Annotated in this window: 19 protein-coding genes; 8 read left to right on the top strand and 11 right to left on the bottom strand. The window is 71.2% G+C overall.

Translation table 11 applies throughout. The features are described from left to right. From ACFXC1_RS10305 to ACFXC1_RS10320, 4 genes are all read right to left on the bottom strand, one after another. The coding region (locus ACFXC1_RS10305; protein ID WP_381241904.1) for a glycoside hydrolase family 95-like protein at window positions 1-261 on the bottom strand (261 nt) is incomplete at its 3' end. Window positions 262-297: 36 nt separating this feature from the next. Next, window positions 298-1,203: a DMT family transporter gene (locus tag ACFXC1_RS10310; RefSeq protein ID WP_381241273.1), complete on the bottom strand. Its 906-nt coding sequence runs from the start codon at window positions 1,201-1,203 to the stop codon at window positions 298-300. A 91-nt stretch (window positions 1,204-1,294) separates the two neighbouring features. Beyond that, window positions 1,295-1,921, bottom strand: a complete 627-nt coding sequence (locus ACFXC1_RS10315) for a dihydrofolate reductase family protein (protein ID WP_381241275.1) — start codon at window positions 1,919-1,921, stop codon at window positions 1,295-1,297. Between the two features lie 89 nt (window positions 1,922-2,010). Beyond that, entirely contained in the window at window positions 2,011-2,826 is an 816-nt protein-coding gene (locus tag ACFXC1_RS10320) for an AIM24 family protein (RefSeq protein ID WP_381241276.1), read from the bottom strand. Between the two features lie 100 nt (window positions 2,827-2,926). Between ACFXC1_RS10320 and ACFXC1_RS10325 the strand changes: the two genes are divergently transcribed. Next, the gene (locus ACFXC1_RS10325; protein ID WP_381241277.1) at window positions 2,927-3,673 is read left to right on the top strand and encodes an SDR family oxidoreductase; all 747 of its coding nucleotides are present in this window, start codon (window positions 2,927-2,929) and stop codon (window positions 3,671-3,673) included. A gap of 51 nt (window positions 3,674-3,724) precedes the next feature. Here the strand turns inward: ACFXC1_RS10325 and alc are convergent, their stop codons facing one another. Both alc and allB read right to left on the bottom strand, forming a co-directional pair. Continuing rightward, window positions 3,725-4,840, bottom strand: coding sequence for an allantoicase (gene alc / locus ACFXC1_RS10330; RefSeq protein ID WP_381241279.1), 1,116 nt, complete (start codon window positions 4,838-4,840; stop codon window positions 3,725-3,727). Between the two features lie 47 nt (window positions 4,841-4,887). After that, on the bottom strand, window positions 4,888-6,225 hold the full coding sequence (gene allB, locus ACFXC1_RS10335; RefSeq protein WP_381241281.1) for an allantoinase AllB: 1,338 nt from the start codon (window positions 6,223-6,225) through the stop codon (window positions 4,888-4,890). A 281-nt stretch (window positions 6,226-6,506) separates the two neighbouring features. Here allB and ACFXC1_RS10340 point away from each other — a divergent pair, with 281 nt between their 5' ends. Both ACFXC1_RS10340 and ACFXC1_RS10345 read left to right on the top strand, forming a co-directional pair. Continuing rightward, window positions 6,507-7,301 carry an IclR family transcriptional regulator gene (locus ACFXC1_RS10340; RefSeq protein ID WP_381241283.1) on the top strand — a complete coding sequence of 265 codons (795 nt, stop codon included), beginning with the start codon at window positions 6,507-6,509 and terminating at the stop codon, window positions 7,299-7,301. Further along, window positions 7,298-7,969, top strand: a complete 672-nt coding sequence (locus ACFXC1_RS10345) for a DUF6304 family protein (RefSeq protein ID WP_381241285.1) — start codon at window positions 7,298-7,300, stop codon at window positions 7,967-7,969. The genes ACFXC1_RS10340 and ACFXC1_RS10345 overlap by 4 nt, the downstream gene beginning before the upstream one ends. A 10-nt stretch (window positions 7,970-7,979) precedes the next feature. Here ACFXC1_RS10345 and ACFXC1_RS10350 read toward each other — a convergent pair whose 3' ends face one another. After that, entirely contained in the window at window positions 7,980-8,300 is a 321-nt protein-coding gene (locus tag ACFXC1_RS10350) for a DUF5955 family protein (protein ID WP_078532552.1), read from the bottom strand. A gap of 188 nt (window positions 8,301-8,488) precedes the next feature. On the opposite strand from ACFXC1_RS10350, the gene ACFXC1_RS10355 reads away from it, so the two are divergent. Together ACFXC1_RS10355 and aceB are read left to right on the top strand one after the other, a co-directional pair. Next, complete coding sequence (locus tag ACFXC1_RS10355) at window positions 8,489-9,088, top strand: nucleotidyltransferase family protein (protein ID WP_381241287.1); 600 nt, start codon at window positions 8,489-8,491, stop codon at window positions 9,086-9,088. A 187-nt stretch (window positions 9,089-9,275) separates the two neighbouring features. Next, the gene (aceB, locus tag ACFXC1_RS10360) at window positions 9,276-10,898 is read left to right on the top strand and encodes a malate synthase A (RefSeq protein ID WP_381241288.1); all 1,623 of its coding nucleotides are present in this window, start codon (window positions 9,276-9,278) and stop codon (window positions 10,896-10,898) included. Window positions 10,899-10,912: 14 nt separating this feature from the next. On the opposite strand, the gene ACFXC1_RS10365 is transcribed toward aceB, so the two are convergent. Genes ACFXC1_RS10365 through ACFXC1_RS10375 form a run of 3 tightly spaced genes read right to left on the bottom strand, consistent with a single transcriptional unit; the run spans window position 10,913 to window position 13,665 of the window. Next, complete coding sequence (locus tag ACFXC1_RS10365; RefSeq protein ID WP_381241290.1) at window positions 10,913-11,182, bottom strand: Rdx family protein; 270 nt, start codon at window positions 11,180-11,182, stop codon at window positions 10,913-10,915. Window positions 11,183-11,198: 16 nt separating this feature from the next. Next, window positions 11,199-12,113 carry a HipA family kinase gene (locus ACFXC1_RS10370; RefSeq protein ID WP_381241291.1) on the bottom strand — a complete coding sequence of 305 codons (915 nt, stop codon included), beginning with the start codon at window positions 12,111-12,113 and terminating at the stop codon, window positions 11,199-11,201. Between the two features lie 43 nt (window positions 12,114-12,156). Further along, on the bottom strand, window positions 12,157-13,665 hold the full coding sequence (locus tag ACFXC1_RS10375) for an FAD-binding oxidoreductase (protein WP_381241293.1): 1,509 nt from the start codon (window positions 13,663-13,665) through the stop codon (window positions 12,157-12,159). A gap of 149 nt (window positions 13,666-13,814) precedes the next feature. Here ACFXC1_RS10375 and ACFXC1_RS10380 point away from each other — a divergent pair, with 149 nt between their 5' ends. Further along, entirely contained in the window at window positions 13,815-15,002 is a 1,188-nt protein-coding gene (locus ACFXC1_RS10380; protein ID WP_381241294.1) for an FAD-dependent monooxygenase, read from the top strand. On the opposite strand, the gene ACFXC1_RS10385 is transcribed toward ACFXC1_RS10380, so the two are convergent. Then, window positions 14,999-15,640, bottom strand: coding sequence for a TetR/AcrR family transcriptional regulator (locus ACFXC1_RS10385; RefSeq protein WP_381241295.1), 642 nt, complete (start codon window positions 15,638-15,640; stop codon window positions 14,999-15,001). The two genes, ACFXC1_RS10380 and ACFXC1_RS10385, sit on opposite strands and share 4 nt — an antisense overlap. Window positions 15,641-15,726: 86 nt before the next feature. On the opposite strand from ACFXC1_RS10385, the gene ACFXC1_RS10390 reads away from it, so the two are divergent. Then, window positions 15,727-16,614 (top strand): SDR family oxidoreductase, encoded by an 888-nt coding sequence (locus ACFXC1_RS10390; protein ID WP_381241296.1) that lies wholly within the window; start codon window positions 15,727-15,729, stop codon window positions 16,612-16,614. Beyond that, window positions 16,614-18,821: an MMPL family transporter gene (locus tag ACFXC1_RS10395; RefSeq protein ID WP_381241298.1), complete on the top strand. Its 2,208-nt coding sequence runs from the start codon at window positions 16,614-16,616 to the stop codon at window positions 18,819-18,821. The genes ACFXC1_RS10390 and ACFXC1_RS10395 overlap by 1 nt, the downstream gene beginning before the upstream one ends. The last annotated feature ends 110 nt before the right edge of the window (window positions 18,822-18,931 follow it).

Here is an 18,931-nt window from a genome sequence, read left to right on the forward strand (position 1 = left end):
CAAACACCCGAACCGGCCCTGGTTCTGCGTGCCCCGGGGGCACCCCAATCGCCGCGTGTTTCCGACGCCAGACGCTTCACGCCTCGCTGAAGGTCGATCCTCACGGATGCGCCGGGCTTGAGGGAGATCTTCCTGCGCACCTTTCCGGCCCGGAGTTCCGTCTCCGTCCCGCCAGGAGAAGTCGACCGTGAATCCTCCGCGGGTGCCGATCCCGGTGACGGAACCCTTCGCCGACCTGGCTTTCGGCAGGGCCGGGAGCAGTTCGAGGACTCCCGATGCCGTTGAGCCTTCCGGGAGTCACCGTGCGGCGCCGCGTCCCCACGCCGTCCCCACCAGGACGAGCACGCCGCCCGCCAGCCCGAACGCACCGAGCCGTTCCCCGCCGAGCGCGATGCCGGCCGCGGCCGCCCACAGGGGCTCGGTGCCGAGCAGCAGGCTCACCCGGGAGGGGGAGGTCCTGCGTACGGCCCACATCTGGACGAAGAACGCGAAGAGGGTGCAGCACACCGACAGGAACAGCAGCCCGGCCCACTCGCGGGGCCCGAAGTCCGCCGCCGTCGCCCACGGCGTGGTGTCGGCGCCGGCCGACAGCAGCGCGAACACCCCTACGGCGGCGCCGAGTTGGACGGTGGTCAGGGGCAGCGCGTCGGCGCCCCGGACGGACTTCACGCGGGACATGGCCAGCACGTGCAGGGTGCGGGCCAGGGCCGCGAGCAGCATGAGGAGGTCGCCGAGGGAGGGGCGGCTGAAGCCGGCGCCCTGGGTCAGCAGCAGTACGCCGAGCACGGAGAGGGCGGCTGCGCCGAGGAAGGCGCGGGAGGGCCGGGTGCGGGTCACCGCGGCCTCGGCGAGCGGGGTGAAGATCATGGTGAGGCTGATGATGAGGCCCGCGTTCGTCGCCGAGGTGTGGACGACGCCGTAGGTCTCCAGGAGGAAGATCCCGGCGAGGATCAGTCCGAGCAGGGCCGCGCCGCGCCACTGGGCGGCCGTCAGGGCGCGCAGCGAGCGGTGGCCGACGACCGCCAGGACGGGCAGCACGAGGGCAAAGCGCAGGACCAGGACGGCGAGGACCGTACGGGCGGTGGTGATGTCCTTGGCGGCGAGATAGCTGGCGCCCCAGACCACGGCGACCAGCAGGACGGGCAGGTCGGTCTGCCAGGTGCGGCGGGGCGCGAGGGCACCCGGTACGGCGATCGAGGACATGGGGGCGGCTCTCCCGGTCTCCAACGGCTGGGTGGAGACGGCGGCGGCTCCCACTCGGAGCGATCACCGTACCGGCGCGGACCTGCGCCGACTAGGCGTTTTCCGGGTCCGCGTACGAGCCGTACGTGGGGCGGCCCGCCACGTCGTACGACTGGATGGAGACGCCGGTACTGGTGATGGTCCCGCCCGTGCGCTTGAAGGCCTTGGGAGTTGTGCCCTCGGGGAACAAGCGCAGGCCGGTGCCGAGTACGACCGGGAAGGTCACCAGGTGGACGGTGTCGAGGAGGCCGAGTTCCAGGAGGGACCGGACGAGGGCGCCGCTGCCGTGCACCTGGAGCTCGCCCTCGGTGCGCTCCTTGAGGGCGGCGACCTCCTTGGCGAGGTCTCCGCCGAGGACAGTGGTGCCGGCCCAGGAGGGGTCGGTGAGGGTGGCCGACGCGACGTACTTCGGCAGCGCGTTCAGCTTGGACGCGATCGGGTCCGCGGGGTCGGTCATGTTCGGCCAGTACGAGGCGAAGATGTCGTACGTACGGCGGCCGAGCAGATAGGCACCGGAGCGGTCGAAGACCTCGACCACGAACCGGCCGAAGTCGTCGTCGCCGTACACGAAGCTCCAGCCGCCGTGCTCGAAGCCGCCGCGGGTGTCCTCTTCGGGGCCGCCGGGGGCCTGGTAGACGCCGTCGAGGGTGACGAAGATGGTGGAGACGAGCTTGCCCATGTCGGGTGCCTGCTTCCTGCTGCGGGGGTTGGTGTCATCAGCTCAGACCCGGCCCGCCCCCGCAACTCATCGGTCGCCGCTACGGCACCTCACCCGGCGTGGGTCGAGAACATGCCGCCGGTCGGGCCCTGCTTGTCGCCGCCCTGGGCCTTCTTCAGGGCGTTGGCGAGGCTCTCGATGGTGAGGGACTGGAGGATGACGCGGCCGTTGCCCTCCAGGGTGGCCAGGGAGAGGCCCTCGCCGCCGAACACGGCGTTCATCAGGCCCTGGCGGTTGAGGCCGCCGATGCGCTGGACGCCGTACTGGATGCCCTCCTCGAAGGCGACGAGGCAGCCGGTGTCGACCTCGATGCGGCCGCCGAAGTCGGCCGGGTTCAGGTCGATGAAGTTGCCCGCGCCGGCGATGATCACCGTGCCGCGCCCGGTGAACTTCTCCAGGACGAAGCCCTCGCCGCCGCTCATGCCGGTGCGGCCGCCCTGGAAGGCGATGCCGAACTGGACGCTGGACTCGGCCGCCACGAAGGCGTCCTTCTCCGCGAACCACGCGCGCGTGCCGTCCAGTTCCAGCGCGCGCATCTCCCCGGGAAGCACGCCCGCGAAGCCGACGGTGCCCTCGCCGCCCTGGGAGGTGAAGTACTGGAACGCCAGCGACTCGCCGGCGAGCGCGCGCTGGCCGACCTGCATGGCCGTCCCCATGGCCTGCCGGAGGATGCCGCCCATACCGCCCGAGCCGGCGCCGCCCTGCTGCTGTCCGGCGCCGGGCGGGCCGCTCAACCGGGTCTCCATGGTCACGTTCGTCGTCTTGAAGAGGAACTTCCCGGCCTCGCAGTACACGGTCTGGCCGGGGTTCAGGTTGACGACCGCCATCTGCATGGCGTTGCCGACGATTTCTTGCTGAAGGGTCACGGGGGGAGAACGCCGGAGACGGCGGAATCAGTTCCGGCCGCGCGAGGTCGGCGTCCGTTCGCCGCCAGCACGCGGGTGCGCCGGCCGCTGGGATGGGCTCATGACAACGACTTACGGAACCCTGAACGGCAAGGTCGCCCTGGTCACCGGCGGCAGCCGCGGCATCGGCGCGGCGACGGCACTGCGGCTGGCACGGGACGGCGCGGACGTGGCCGTCACCTACGTGGAGGGCAAGGAGGCGGCCGAGGACGTCGTAGACCGGATCGGGGCCCTGGGACGGCGGGCGGTCGCGCTGCGCGCGGACTCCGCGGATGCCGCCGGGGCGGCGGGCGCGGTGGAGCGGACGGCGGAGGCGCTGGGCGGGCTCGACGTGCTGGTGAACAACGTGGGGGTGGGTGTGCTCGGTCCGCTGGACGGGCTGACCCTCGCCGATGTGGACCGCGTCCTGGCGGTCAATGTCCGCGGGGTGTTCCTGACCTCGCAGGCGGCTGCCGCGCGGATGGCGTCCGGGGGGCGGATCATCACGATCGGCACGTGCATGACGCAACGGGTGCCCGGCCCGGGCGGGACGCTGTACGCGGCGAGCAAGTCGGCGCTGATCGGCCTGACCAAGGCGCTCGCCCGTGAGCTGGGCGGACGCGGGATCACCGCGAACATCGTCCACCCGGGGCCCACGGACACCGACATGAACCCGGCGGACGGACCGTACGCGGCCGACCAGGCGGCCATGACGGCGCTGGGGCGGTTCGGGACGGCGGACGAGGTGGCGTCGATGGTCGCGTGTCTGGCGGGGGCGGACTACGTCACGGGGGCGGAGTTCGTGGTGGACGGCGGACACTCGGTCTGAGAAGCAAGTGGGGCGCACCGGTGTCGGTGCGCCCCACGCGCGCGTGGGGCGTCAGCCGCCCAGCTCCTGATGCCGTGCCGCCAGCGCCGCCGCCCCCTGTTCCGTCAGGGAACCGAACAACCGCAGCCGCGAGATCCCGCCGTCCGGATAGATGTCCACGCGCGCGTGCGTGCCGATCGCCGGGGTCGGGAGTACGAAGCGGTGGTTCGTGTCGGGCTGGAGGCGGGTGCGCGGGAGGATCTCGTGCCAGTCGCCGGACTCGCCGTCCCGTACCGACACCGAGGCCCAGCCCGCGCTGTTGCCCTTCAGGTACGCCGTGTCGATCTCGAGGGCGCGGATCCGGGCCTGGGCTGCCAGGGCGTAGCGGATCCAGTCGTTGCCCTGGTCGCGGCGGCGGCGGGTCTCCCAGCCGTCGTCCATCTTGCGGGAGCGGCCGGGCTGGATGGTGTTGGTGGCGGGTGAGTAGAAGAGGTTGGAGGCGTCCTCGGCCCGGCCGCCGTTCTCCAGGGCGACCACGTCGAAAGTGCCCAGCGCGGCCAGCCAGGCGGGGTCGGGGACGACCTCGCCGTAGACGCGCAGACGTGCGATGCCGCCGTCGGGGTGCTGGTTGACGCGGAGGTGGGTGAAGCGCTGTTCGACCGAGATGGCGAAACCGTTCGCCGCGTGGCCGCCGACCGGTGTGCGCGGGACCAGGGTCGTCCACTTGACGTCGTCGGAGAGCAGGTCCTCGGGGAACGGGGAGCCCGGCACCGAGATGGCTTCCACGGACACCGACTGGGGGTAGTTGCCGCGGAAGTGGGCCGTGTCGACGACGATCCCCCGGATCACACCGGGCGCGCCGAGCCGGACCAGTGCCCAGTCGTGGTCCTCCGCCGTCGGCCAGGGGTGGTCCGCCGAGGCGCCACGACGGCGGCGGGTCTCCCAGCCGTCCATGATCTTGCCCTTGTGACCGAAAAGTTCGGGGTCGAACTCGGCGGGCCCGGGCACCAGGAGGTTCTCCCGCTGGGCGAAGAACTCGTCGTTGGCGGCGATGACACCGGCGCCGAGCTGCCGGTCGGCGAGGTTGGCGTACTGGGTGAAGGGGAAGTCGGCCGTGCGGTAGTCCGCGTACGGGTCACCGCCTCCGTAGGGGTTCGCGTCGCCGGTGAAACTGGGAATCGCCGTCACAAGGTCTGCCTTTCAGACGTGGGCCGCTGCGGGTGCGGAGGGGTGAATCAGGGGGTACGGGTCAGGAGTTGGCCCTTCGGGTCGGTGAACTCGCCGTCCAGCACGATGCGTTCGCCGCGCAGCCAGGTCGACTTCACGACGCCGCTGAGGGTCTTGCCGGCGTACGCCGTGACACGGTTGCGGTGCTGGAGGGCCGCCGGGTCCACGGTGAACGTCTCGTCGGGCGCGAGGACCGCGAAGTCGGCGTCGCGGCCCGCCTCGATGGCGCCCTTCTGCTCAAGTCCCGCCAGCCGCGCGGTCCTTGACGACATCCAGCGGACCACGTCCTCCAGGCCGTAACCCCGCTTGCGCGCCTCCGTCCACACCGCCGCGAGACTCAGCTGGAGGCCGGAGATGCCGCCCCACGCGGTGGCGAAGTCGGCGGTCTTGAGGTCGGCGGTGGAGGGCGAGTGGTCCGTCACCACGCAGTCGATCGTGCCCTCGGCCAGCGCCCGCCACAGCAGGTCCTGGTTGGCGGACTCGCGGATGGGCGGGCAGCACTTGAACTCGCTTGCGCCGTCCGGGACTTCCTCGGCCGTGAGGGTCAGGTAGTGCGGGCACGTCTCCACCGTGATGCGGACACCCTCGGCCTTGGCGGCGGCGATCAGCGGCAGCGCGTCGGAGGAGGAGAGGTGCAGGACGTGCACGCGCGCGTCGAGGCGCTTGGCGGCGGCGATCAGCCCGGCGATGGCCGTGTCCTCGGCGCCGCGCGGCCGACTGGCAAGGAAATCCGCGTACTTGGGGCCGCCGTGCTGCGGGGCCGCCTCCAGATGGTGCGGGTCCTCGGCGTGCACGATGAGCAGGCCGCCGAAACCGGCGATCTCGGCCAGGGAACGGGCCAGTTGGTCCTGGTCGAGGTGCGGGAACTCGTCCACGCCGGACGGGGACAGGAACGCCTTGAAGCCGAAGACACCGGCGTCGTGCAGCGGGCGCAGGTCCTTGACGTTGTCCGGCAGGGCGCCACCCCAGAAGCCGACGTCGATGTGCGCCTTGGTCGCGGCGACCTCCTGCTTGGTACGGAGGTTGTCGACCGTCGTCGTCGGCGGGAGGGAGTTGAGCGGCATGTCGATCAGGGTGGTGATGCCGCCGGCCGCCGCCGCGCGCGTGGCGGTCCAGAAGCCCTCCCAGTGGGTGCGGCCGGGGTCGTTCACATGCACATGGGTGTCGACCAGACCGGGCAGCAGGACGTCGTCGCCGAAGTCCTCGAACCGTGCTCCGGACGGGACTTGGGCATCGTAGGGGAGAACGGCCGTGATCTTTCCGCCGGTTACGGCGACCGCCGCGGCGCGCGTCCCCTTGGGAGTGATGACACGCGTGGAGCGCACCACCAGTTCAGCGTCGGACACCCGGACCCCTCTCTGCCGCCGTCGTCGCTTCCGTTACTTCCGGGAAACGGGATTTACGTCCGCGTAACGGAATTCAACGTTCTGTTGAAGGAGTCTTCACTCCCGCTCCCGTACCGTCAAGGGCACACTTCTCCACGATGCGCCCACCGCGCACACTCTGGACGTTTCCACAAAGCGGAATTAAACTTCCGGCAAGCAGAACTTAGCTACGCACAGGCGGGGAGTCAACCGACCCCCGGGTAGGCTTCAGCCCTTCCCGCCCGTGCCGAAAGGAACGCGCCGTGCCGCCGTCCAGCGCCAGCAGCACCGACTCCACCAAGTCCGCCACGGGTGGGGTCCAGTCCCTCGAGCGCGCCTTCGATCTGCTGGAGCGGATGGCCGACGCGGGCGGTGAGGTCGGCCTGAGCGAGCTCTCCGCCAGCAGCGGCCTGCCGCTGCCCACCATTCACCGGCTGATGCGCACACTCGTGGTCTGCGGTTACGTCCGCCAGCAGGCCAACCGGCGGTACGCCCTCGGCCCGCGGCTGATCCGGCTCGGCGAGTCCGCGTCCCGGCTGCTCGGCACCTGGGCCCGCCCCTACCTCGCCCGGCTGGTCGAGGAGACCGGCGAGACGGCGAACATGGCGCTGCTCGACGGCGACGAGATCGTGTACGTGGCGCAGGTGCCGTCCAAGCACTCGATGCGCATGTTCACCGAGGTCGGCCGGCGCGTCCTGCCGCACTCCACGGGCGTCGGCAAGGCGCTGCTCGCCAACACCCCCGACCACGAGGTACGCGCACTGCTCGCCCGTACCGGCATGCCGGCCGCGACCGAGAAGACGATCACCACGCCCGAGGGTTTCCTCACGGCCCTGGAGGACGTGCGCCGCCTCGGCTACGCGATCGACGACAACGAGCAGGAGATCGGCGTCCGCTGCCTCGCCGTATCCGTGCCCAACTCCCCTACGGCGGCGGCGATCTCGATCTCGGGTCCGGCGGGCCGGGTCACCGAGTCGGCGACCGAGAAGATCGTGCCGATCCTCCAGCAGGTGGCCGGCGAACTGTCGGAGGCACTGGCCAGCCAGAACCCGGCGTGACGACTGTGCAGCGCTGGCCCGGGCGGTACACCGACCGGCACGGCGGCGAGGACGTCGTCTTCGAGTCGGACGGCCGGCAGCTGATCCGCACGACGATCAGAGGCGTCCGCTTCGAGAGCAACAGCATGAACGACCTCCGCGCGCTCGGCGGGGAGCCGCCGGAGGCCTCGTTCGCCTTCTTCGACGGGGGACTCTGCTCCTGCCTCCTGGAGTGGGAGGTGCCGCTGTCCGTCGCCGTCGAGGGGCAGGGCGTACGGACGGCGGTGCTGGCCTGCGCGTTGCGGCTCGGGGACCCGGCCGGCCACAGGCTCGGGCTGGACGCGGAGACGCTCACCACGACCCTGCGCCTGGACGGGCGTGAGTACCCCAGCAGTGACGGAGGCGACAACTTCGAGGACGCGCTGTACGAGATCCAGCGGCAACTGCCGGACGGAGCACGGCTGTGGGCCTGCGTCATGTGCGCCAGGTCCGACTACCAGCTGGTGGGACACGGGCTGATGGGCGGACTGGCCTGCTTCCGTGACGCCCGGCCCGATCCGGACAATGTCGTCGACGCCTGGAACGAGCACACCGACTTCGTCCAGGAGACCTGGCTCTGCGAACAGTTCGCACACCGGAGCACCACCCCGCACACGGGCTACCGGGGTCCGTTCCCGTCCAGCCTCTGATAGCGCTGAACTAGCCCTGCCCGCCCCGAGGTTGCCCGAACAGATCCACCGCGTTGCGTACGTCCGTCAGGCCCCGCGCGAGGGCGCTCACCGAACCGATCGCGCCGGCGATCAGGAGCAACGAGCGGCGCAGGCGCGGGATTTCGGGGATGCCGTCGATGGTCATCGCGGCCAGCGCCGCGAGTTCGTCCTCGGCGATGACGCGGTCGGGGAACTCGGCCGGATGCGCGGCCAGTTCGCGGCGTAACCGGGACACCGCGGTCCGCAGTTCCGCCACCCTCGGATCCTCGTCGCTGCCGGTCACTGGCCTCTGCCCCAAGCTCCGCAACACAGCTCTCCCCCCTCGCACGCCGTCGTGCGCAAGAACTTTGTGATCCCGCCGCGCACCCCGCGACACTGGTCGGGCACCGAGGGACGCGGGCCAGTAAACGCCACCCGGCACGGGCTGCGCCACTCCACGGACCGAAATTAAGTCGGAGGATTCCCTGCCGTCGCCGCCCGGTCAGGTATGCAGGACGTATGACGCGAAACGAAGACCAGGTGGCCGCCCTGCTGCTCGCCGCCGGGGGCGGCCGGCGGCTCGGCGGGCGGCCCAAGGCGCTGCTGGAACACCGGGGGCGGCCCCTCGTGGAGCACGCGGTCGGGGTGCTGCGCGCGGCCGGGCTCAGTCGCGTCCACGTGGTCCTGGGGGCGCGCGCCGACGCCGTACGGGAGCGGGCGGAGCTGACCGGTTGTGTGGTCGTGGAGAACCCGGAGTGGGAGCGGGGGATGGGGTCCTCGCTGCGGGCCGGGCTGGACTCGCTCGCCGGTACGGGGGCGCGGGCGGTGCTCGTGTCGCTCGTCGACCAGCCCGGGATCGGTGCGGAGGCGGTGGCGCGGGTGCTGGCCGGGTTCACGGGCGAGGACTCGCTCGTCTCGGCCGCCTACGACGGGGTACGCGGGCATCCGGTGCTGTTCGGGGCCGCACACTGGGCCGGGATCGCGGAGAGCGCGACCGGGGACCGGGGGGCGCGGGCGTACCTCAAGGCGCACGCGGATTCGGTCGTGCTCGTCGAGTGCAGGGATGCGGCCGAGCCCTACGACATCGACACTGAGGCGGACCTCGTCCACCTTGAGTGAACGGGGTGACACTCAGCGCCACTTTGGCTCGATGCGGAGAATCTCGACGTCAACAAACCATTGAACTTCCACGATGAGGAAACTAGTATCCACTGTTCAGAAGCGCCCGACGGCCCCTCGGGTGCTCCCCGTCCCACCCGGGTCATCTGGCACCCGGTGCCACGCTCGCTGAAGGAAGTGACAGTTCATGTCCGCACCAGCGCCGTCCTCGCCGGTCGTCGTCGACGCCGAACCCCTCCCCCGGCAGGAGGAGGTCCTCACCGCCGAGGCCCTCGCCTTCGTGGCCGAGCTGCACCGCCGGTTCACGCCCCGGCGGGCCGGACTCCTCGCCCGCCGGGCCGAGCGCCGCGCGGAGATCGCCCGTACCTCCACCCTCGACTTCCTCCCGGAGACCGCAGCGATCCGCGCGGACGACTCCTGGAAGGTGGCCCCCTCCCCCGCCGCGCTGAACGACCGGCGGGTCGAGATCACCGGCCCCACCGACCGCAAGATGACGATCAACGCCCTCAACTCGGGCGCGAAGATCTGGCTCGCGGACTTCGAGGACGCCTCGGCGCCGACGTGGGAGAACGTCGTCACGGGCCAGCTCAACCTGATCGACGCCTACACCCGCGCGATCGACTTCACCGACCCCAACTCCGGTAAGTCGTACGCCTTGAAGGCCGATGAGGAGCTGGCGACCGTCGTGATGCGGCCCCGCGGCTGGCATCTGAACGAACGTCACCTGCTGGTCGACGGTGAGCAGGTCCCGGGCGCCTTCGTGGACTTCGGGCTGTACTTCTTCCACAACGCGCAGCGGCTGCTGGACCTGGGCAAGGGCCCGTACTTCTACCTCCCGAAGACCGAGTCGCACCTCGAAGCCCGGCTGTGGAACGACGTGTTCGTGTTCGCGCAGGACTACGTGGGCATCCCGCAGGGCACGGTCCGCGCGACCGTGCTGATCGAGACGATCACCGCCGCGTACGAGATGGAGGAGATCCTCTACGAACTCCGCGACCACGCCTCGGGGTTGAACGCGGGCCGCTGGGACTACCTGTTCTCCATCGTGAAGAACTTCCGTGACGGCGGCCCCAGGTTCGTCCTCCCGGACCGCAACGCCGTGACGATGACCGCCCCGTTCATGCGGGCGTACACCGAACTCCTCGTCCGCACCTGCCACAAGCGCGGGGCGCACGCGATCGGCGGCATGGCGGCGTTCATCCCGTCCCGCCGTGACGAGGCGGTCAACAAGGTCGCGTTCGAGAAGGTCAAGGCGGACAAGGACCGTGAGGCGGGCGACGGTTTCGACGGCTCCTGGGTGGCCCACCCGGACCTGGTGCCGATCGCGCTGGCCTCCTTCGACGCGGTGCTCGGCGAGAAGCCGAACCAGAAGGACCGGCTGCGCGAGGACGTCGACGTCAAGGCAGCCGACCTGATCGCCGTGGACTCGCTGCACGCGAAGCCGACGTATCCCGGACTCGTCAACGCCGTTCAGGTGGGCATCCGTTACATCGAGGCGTGGCTGCGCGGACTCGGCGCGGTCGCCATCTTCAACCTGATGGAGGACGCGGCCACCGCCGAGATCTCGCGCTCGCAGATCTGGCAGTGGATCAACGCGGACGTCGAGTTCGAGAACGGCGAGAAGGCAACTCCCGAGCTGGCGCGCAGGATCGCCGCCGAGGAGCTGGAGAACATCCGTGCCGAGATCGGCGCGGACGCCTTCGCCGCGGGCCACTGGCAGCAGGCCCACGACCTGCTCCTGGAGGTCGCCCTCGACGCCGACTACGCGGACTTCCTGACCCTGCCGGCGTACGAGCAGCTCAAGGGCTGAATCTCAAGCAGCGTTCACTTGTCCGAGTGGCCCAGGGACCTTCCCGGGGCCACTCGGTCGCGTACAAGCTGCTTCACGGCCGTGGGTTCCGGGAAGCCCTGCACACGGCGGTCCCACACGACCTCGTCGTTGACGCGGACGACGAAGACACCGCCGGTGCCGGGCTTCAGGGACAGTTCCGTCAGCTCGGTCTCGAAGGTGGTCAACAGCTCCTGCGCCAGCCAGGCGGCGCGCGGCAGCCAACGGCACTGGGTGCAGTACTCGATCTGAACTCGTTGGGTCATGCCCGTCGTCTTCCCGTCATCCCAGGTGTACCGACCAATCCTGTTCCGCCGCCGGCTTGCCGTGCAGGTCGGGGACCCGCTTGAGCCAACTCGGGCGGCCCTGCTGTGTCTTCGCGGCGCGCCGGGCCTCCTCTGCGGCGAGTTCCTCCCCGCTGGGGAAGTCGGTGGGCAGCCAGGCCGCGGAGGCCCGCACGCGCGCGTGGAGGTGGTCGACGTACGCCTCCCGGACGGCGTCGGGGGTCGCGAGGCCCGGTTCGGCGGCCAGCCAGGCGTCCGGGACCTCGGCCACGATCCGGCGCAGCAGCTCCTCGGTCACCCGGGGCGCGAGTTCCGCGTCGGCGGCCCGGGTGTCGGGCTTGTAGCGGCCGAGGGCGTGGTGGCGGAAGTCGTAGGCCTTCGTGGGGTCGGAGCCGTCCCAGCGGTGGTGGAAGACGAGGGCGGCGCCGTGGTCGATGAGCCACAGGCGCGGCGGTGCGATGCCGAGGGTCGGCCAGATCATCAGGTTCGAACTGTGCACCGTACGGTCGACGTTGACGGTCAGCGCGTCGAGCCAGACGATCCTCCCGGCCTCCAGCGGGTCGACCGTGCAGCGCGCGGCGACCTCCGGGGTGAAGTCCCGCGCGCCCGGAAGATAGTCCATACCGAGGTTCAAGCCCGCGCTCGCGCGGTGCAGGTCCCGGACCTCCTGGTGCGGTTCCCCGTCGGCGATCTCCGGGTCGAAGTGCACGAGCACGAGTTCGGGGAAACGCAGTCCCAGGGCGCGGGCGAGTTCCCCGACGACGACTTCGGCGACGAGTGCCTTGAGGCCCTGCGCGGAGCCGGTGAACTTCACGACGTAGGTGCCGAGGTCGTCGGCCTCGACGACTCCGGGGACGGAGCCGCCGGAGTGCAGGGGGGCGAGATAACGCGTCGCGGTGACCTCGGGCAGCATCCTCGCAGGTTACCCGGCAGTCCCCGGCGGGAGGCGGGCGGCGTCAGGCGGAGACGGCCTGAGGGAAGCGGAAGAGGACGTAGGGGTCGTACTTCCTCTTCACCCGGACCAGCCGGGTCGCGTTCTCCGCGTAGTAGGCGGCCATGTGGTCGGAGAGGGCCGGGTCGATGTAGTTCTGGTACGACTCGCCGTTCGAGTAGGGGTCCATGGCCCTGAACCCGCGGTCGGCCCAGGCGCGGGCGGCCGTCAGGCTGTCGTCGTCGGTGGGGCCGACGGCGATCGACGCGTTGTAGGTGAGCAGGTAGAGGCTGTCGCGGTGCACGTAGGCGGTGTCCGTCCGTCCCGGCGCGTTCGCCGCGCCGCCGAGCGCGGTCGCCCGCAGCTGGCGCAGCTGGCCGCTCCTGCGGTCGGTGTCGTACGCGGTCAGCAGTTCCGACCAGTTGCTGCGCGGAAGGGGTCCGGTGAACAGCCGGCTGCGGGCATCGGCCCAGGCGGTCCGCGGGAGCTGCGCGTCGGTTCCGGTGCCGGTGCGGTGGCACTGGGCGACGGTGTAGGCCGAGCAGCCGTAGGCGATCATCAGGGCGGACTCGTACGGCATGAGAGCGGCGAACTGGGAGGCGGGTGCGCTGCCGACCGCGTCCGCGAGGCGGGTCGCCTCCTGGTTGAGCTGGTCGAGTCCGCCCAGTCCCAGCAGGATCACCTGGACCTGCGGGGTGGCGGACGGGTCGGTCAGGTTGACCTCGGCGAGACCGCCGACCGTCGAGGGCGCGCCGGCCAGCCACTGGGCCCAGCCGTTCATGACGTCGACGGCCTGGTCGTAGGACCAGTTGACGAAGGCCACCGCGATCTCGGCGACCGGGTTGGTGGTCAGGGTGTACGAGGTCACGACGCCGAAGTTGCCGCCGCCTCCGCCGCGCAGCGCCCAGTACAGGTCGGGGTGGTCGGTGGCGGAGGCGGTGACGCGGCGGCCGTCGGCGAGCACGACCCGGGCCGAGGTGACCGTGTCGCAGGCCATGCCGATGGTGCGGGTCTGGGGCCCCAGTCCGCCGCCCTGGAGGAAGCCGCCGGCACGGACGGTCGGGCAGTAGCCGCCGGCGATGGCCAGGCCCGTGGAGGCGAGGGTGTGGGTGATGTCGACCAGCTGGGCGCCCGGGCCGAGGGTGACCGTGCCGGAGCCGACGGCAATCGAGTCGAGCCGGGACACGTCCACGACGAGCCCCTGGGAGGTGGAGTAGCCGGCCGCGCTGTGGCCGCCGCTGCGCACGGCCGTCGCCAGGTCGTTGTCGGCGGCGAAGCGCAGGCAGAGCGCCACGTCGGCGGGGCTCTCGCAGTAGGCGACCGCGCTCGGGAGCACGGTGTCGAACTGGATCTGGTCGAGCTGCTTCGCCTGGTCGTAGGTGGCGTCGCCGGGCAGGATCAGGTCGCCTCTCAGGTGGGAGCGGAGGCTGCCCCAGCGGACCGCCGCCCGGGCCGGCGCGGCGGTGAGCGTCGGGACGGCCGCCAGGCCCAGGGACGCGGCCCCGGCGCGGAGAAGGTTGCGACGGCTGAGCATGGTTTCCCCCGTTTTCTCTGGACTGTTCCGGTAGCCGGGCGATCGTGGAGCCGCCGCATGGGCGGAAACCTTGAATCCGCCTTGCAAGATCGGGTCAAGGTTCGCGCCCAGTGCGCCGTCCGAGAGTGGAGCCCCGAAGGGAGGCAGACATGGCACGACAGCTCAGGGTGATCGTCGCGGGCGGCGGGATCGGCGGGCTCGCGACCGCGCTCGCGCTCCGCAAGGCGGGCATCGAGGTGGTCGTCCTGGAACGGGCGCACAGGCTGCGAGCGGCGGGGTGCGGGGTCCATCTGTGGACCAACGCCGTACTCGCGCTGCAGGACCTCGGCCTGGCCGGTGCGCTGCACAAGGTCGGCCGATCGCAGGTGCGCTGCGAGTTCCGCAACTGGAACGGCGGCGAGCTGGCCGTCTGGCCGGTCGAGCAGTTCACGGACCGGTACGGCCAGCCGGTGGTGGCCATCGGCCGCGACGACCTGGTGGACATCCTCGCCGACGCCCTGGAGGAGGCGGCTCCGGACGCGGTGCGCACCGATGCCGACGTCACAGGCTACCGGCAGGACGAGGACGGGGTGAGCGTCGCCCTGGCCGACGGGTCCGAGGTGCGCGGCGATGTGCTGATCGGCGCGGACGGCGTCAACTCCCGTGTCCGTGCCCAGCTGCTCGGCGACACCCCGCCCGACTTCGCCGGCTACACGGCCTGGCGGGCGGCGGTACAGGTGGAACCGGACTTCGTGCCGGACGACTTCTTCCGGTGCATGTTCGGCAACGGCACCCGGTTCGTCTTCTACGCCATCGCGCCGGGCCGGCTGCACTGGATGAGCGTGGCGAACACCCGGCCGGGCGGCCGGGACGGCGCCGACGTCAAGAGCATGCTGCTGGCCCGGCACCGGGGCTGGATGGACCCGGTCGAGGAGATCATCGAGCGGACGCCGTCGGAGGTGATCCTCCGCAACGACGTGGTGGACCGCCGGCCGGACAAGGTCTGGGGCGAGGGCAGGGTCACCCTGCTCGGGGACGCCGCCCACCCGATGAACTTCAACGTCGGCCAGGGAGCCTGCCAGGCCCTGGAGGACGCGCTGGTGCTCGCTCGTGTCCTCGCCACGGCGGCCGACCCCGTGGCCGCGCTCCGTGTCTACGAGGAGGAACGCCGGCCGCGGGTCCACTCCTTCCAGAAGGCGGCCCGGGCGGTCGGCCGCGTCGGCAGCTGGGGCAACCCGCTCGCCGTCCGCGCCCGCACCCTGCTCTTCCGGGCGGTGTGGTCGGGCCCGATCTGGAAACAGGTCGACAAGGACATGGGCACCGGCGCCCGCTGGGAGGTCCCGCAGGTCCGGATCTAGTGGCTCAAGTGGGCGGCGAAGAGCGGTTCCACGGCGTTCAGCATGAGGGCTCTGGCCCGCTCGGAGCCGCCCTTGACCCTGCCCGCCATCGCCAGTGAGACACAGCCGTGCAGGAAGGCCCAGAGGGTGTCGACCGCCCCGCCGGGGTCACTCAGCTCGGCACCGCGGGCCTCGGCGACGCTCTGCAGGGCGATACGGAACGTACGGAAGGCGGTCTTCGCCTCCGGCGGGGTGTCGGCGGTGCCGAACGGCACACCGTCCATGCCGTTCATCGCCTGGTAGAGCTCGGGCGAGGCGAACGCGAAGGCCCAGTACGCCTCGGCCAGGGCGGCCAGTCGCTGCTGGGCCGGGGCCTCGGCGGCGGTGGCGAGCCGGTCGGTGAGCTCGCTGAAGCCGACCAGCATCAGCTCGACGAACAGTGACTCCTTGCTGGAGAAGTACTGGTACAGGATCGGCGGGGTGTACTCGAGTTTGTTGGCGATGCGGCGGATCGTGACCGCGTTCCAGCCCTCCTCGGCCGCGATGTCCCTCGCCGCCTCCAGCAGGCGCGCGCGCATCTGCTGACGCTCCCGCTCGCGCCGCTGCCTGCTGGCGCTCGGCTGCGACTTCGGCTGCGTGAGCTCGGGTTTCGTCGTCACGTTCGTCCTTCCGTTGACACGGGAATACTATCGCCGATCTAATGTCTAACAATGTTAGATTTACTGACAGCGTAAAGGAGCCAGGCGTGATCGTCGTCTTCGGCGGCACCGGCAAGGTCGGCCGCCAGATCGTGGACCAACTGCGCAGCGACAGGCAGGCGGTGCGCGTCGTCACCCGGACCCCTTCCTCGGTGAAGTTCGCCCGGGACGTCGAGGTCGTCGCCGGTGATCTGCACGACCGGCACTCGCTGGTGCGGGCCGTCACCGGCGCCAGGGCGATCGTCTGCACCGTCCAGGGCGGCAACGGCAAGGGGGCGAGCGGCCCCAAGGGCATCGAGGGCAAGGGTGTCCCCGCCCTGATCGAGGTCGCCGGGGACGCCGCGGTCGAGAACTTCGTGTATCTCTCGACGGCGAGCGCCCGCGCCGACAGTCCGGTGGAGTTCTTCCGCCTCAAGTTCGAGGCCGAGCGCACGCTGCGCGGCAGCAAGGTGCCGTTCTCGATCCTGCGGCCCACCCACCTCATGGACACCTGGGTGGAGATGCTCGCCGAGCCGATCGCCAAGAAGGGCAAGGCCATGGTGCTGGGCTCGGGCACCAATCCGGTCTCCTGGGTGTCCGGCACGGACGTGGCCCGGGTGGCCGCCGCGCTGGCCGGGCGCGCGGGCGAGGGCTTCTCCGCCGACCTCGGCGGCCCCGAGGCGCTGACCCTCGCCCAGGTCAACGAACTCGTCGCGGCCTCGATGGGAAAGCAGGTCAAGGGCGAGAACAAGATGTCGCTCGGCATGCTTCGGCCGATGAGCGCGCTGATGAAGCCGTTCAACCCGGTCCTCGCCCGGCAGATGCAGATGGGCGTGGTCCTCGACACCGAGCCGCAGGTCGTCGACTCCGGCGCGGTCTGGGCCCGGTACGGGCAGCCGCTGTCGCTGTCGGCCTGGCTGCAGCGTCACCGGCCCGGTGTCACGGAGGGCGTCTGATGTACGCCGCGATCGGCGCGTTCCTCGTCCGCCGGGCGCGGCTGGTGCTGGCCGTCTCCGGCGTCGCCCTGGTGGGGGCGGTCCTGCTCTCGGGCGGTGCGTTCACCAAGCTGCAGGGCGGCGGCTTCACCCCGGCGGGAGCCGAGTCGGTCGCCGCCCGGAAGCTGGTCGACCAGAAGTTCGGCGGCGACCCCAACCTGGTCCTGCTCGTCGAGGCCAGGTCCGGCACGGTCGACTCGGCGGACGTCGGCACCGCGGGCGCGAACCTCGCCACCGCGCTGAAGGCCCGTCACGAACTGACCAACGTGACCTCGTACTGGGCGGCCGAGGCCCCCTCCCTCAGGTCGGCCGACGGAAAGTACGCGCTGGTCCTGGCGCATGTCACGGGCACGGAGAACGACCAGGACAAGACCGTCGGCGCCATCGTCGACCACGACCTGAAGAAGGCCGGTGACGCGGTGCTGGTGCGGCCCGCCGGCCCGCTCGGCGTGAGCCACGAGATCGGGGTGAAGGTCAAGAAGGGGATCGCCCTCGCCGAGGGCATCGCCGTACCGCTGACGCTCCTGCTGCTCCTGGTGGTGTTCGGCAGTCTGGTCTCGGCGCTGCTGCCGCTGCTGATCGCGCTGCTGGCGGTGCTGGGCACGTTCGCGGAGCTCTCCGTCCTGGGTTCGCTCACCGACGTGAGCGTCTTCGCCACCAACCTCACCACCGCGATGGCGCTCGGTCTGGCGATCGACTACGCGCTGCTCAGCGTCAGCCGGTTCCGGGAGGAGCTGGCCCGCGGGCGGGACGTGGAGGCCGCCGTGATCCGGACGGTGGAGACCGCCGGACGGACCATCGTGTTCAGTGCCGCCGCCGTGGCGGCGGCGATGTGCGCGCTGCTGGTCTTCCAGTCGGTGTTCCTGCGCTCGCTCGCCTACGCCGGCATCGGGCTGACGGTCGTCTCCGCGGTGGCGGCCGTGATCGTGCTGCCCGCGCTGCTGGCGGTGCTCGGCCACCGGGTGAACGCCGGCCGCATCCCCCGGGTCCGCTCGACCCGGATCGCGGCCTCCCGGCCGTGGGGCCGGCTCGCGGGAGCCGTCATACGGCGGCCTGTCGTGTTCGCGGTGCCGATCATCGCGGCGCTGGCGCTCCTGGCCCTGCCGGCGCTGCACATCTCCTTCGCCACGCCCGACGACAGGATGCTGCCGAGCTCGGCAGGCAGCCGTCAGGCGAGCGAGGTGCTGCGCACCTCGTTCGGCGGTGACACCACCGCGAGGGTCAGCGCGGTCAGCGAGCGGCCGGTCACACGCGATCAGATCACGTCGTACGCGCGACAGCTCTCCGCGCTGCCGCACGTCGGACGGGTCGACAGCAGCGCGGGGCGGTTCGTCGCGGGTGCGCGGACCCAGACCGGCGGGACGGGCGGGCTCAGCGCGGCCGGCACCGAGCAGGTGCTGATCACGCCGGCGTCCGGAGTCGGCCCGGAGTCACGGGCGGCCCAGAACCTGGTCGAGGACATCCGGAGTGTGAAGTCCCCCGGGCACTTCCTGGTCGGCGGCACCACCGCCGAGCTGATCGACACCAAGGACGCCATGCGCTCCCGGCTGCCGCTCGCGGTCGGACTCGTGGTGCTCACCACCTTCGTGCTGCTCTTCCTCTTCACCGGCAGCATCGTGCAGCCGCTGCGGGCCCTGCTGCTCAACGCGCTGGGGCTCGCCACCGTCCTCGGGCTGATGGTGCTGGTGTTCCAGGACGGGCATCTGAGCGGGCTGCTGGGCATCACCGCGCGGCCGCTCGACACCTCGATGCCGGTGCTGCTGCTCTGTATCGCCTTCGGTCTGTCGATGGACTACGAGGTGTTCGTCATGAGCCGGATCGCGGAGCTGCGCAAGGGGGGCGCGAGCACCGAGGAGGCGGTGGTCGAGGGGCTCGGCAGGACCGGACGGATCGTCAGCACCGCGGCCGGCCTGATCGCCATCAGCTTCTTCGCCTGGGTGGTCAGTCCGCTGACCTTCGGCAAGTTCTTCGGCATCGGGACGGGCCTGGCCATCGTCCTCGACGCCACCGTCATGCGCGGTGTGCTGCTTCCCGCGTCGTTCCGGCTCCTCGGCGACGCCTCGTGGTACGCGCCCCGGTTCCTGCGCCGTGTGCACGACCGGTTCGGACTGAGCGAGGCGGAGGAGGAGATCTCCTCCGCCCCCTCGTCGGTCACGGTGACAGGCTGAAGTCCTCGCCACGGCCCGCCCGGACCCCCCGGGGCGTTGCCGCCCGCCCCCCCCGTCCCCCCCCCACCGCGACGGGACCCGCGGGGGTTACGCGCACCGAGGGCCCCGGT

The sequence above is a fragment of the Streptomyces hokutonensis genome, assembly GCF_042751305.1.
Lineage (GTDB): Bacteria > Actinomycetota > Actinomycetes > Streptomycetales > Streptomycetaceae > Streptomyces > Streptomyces hokutonensis_A.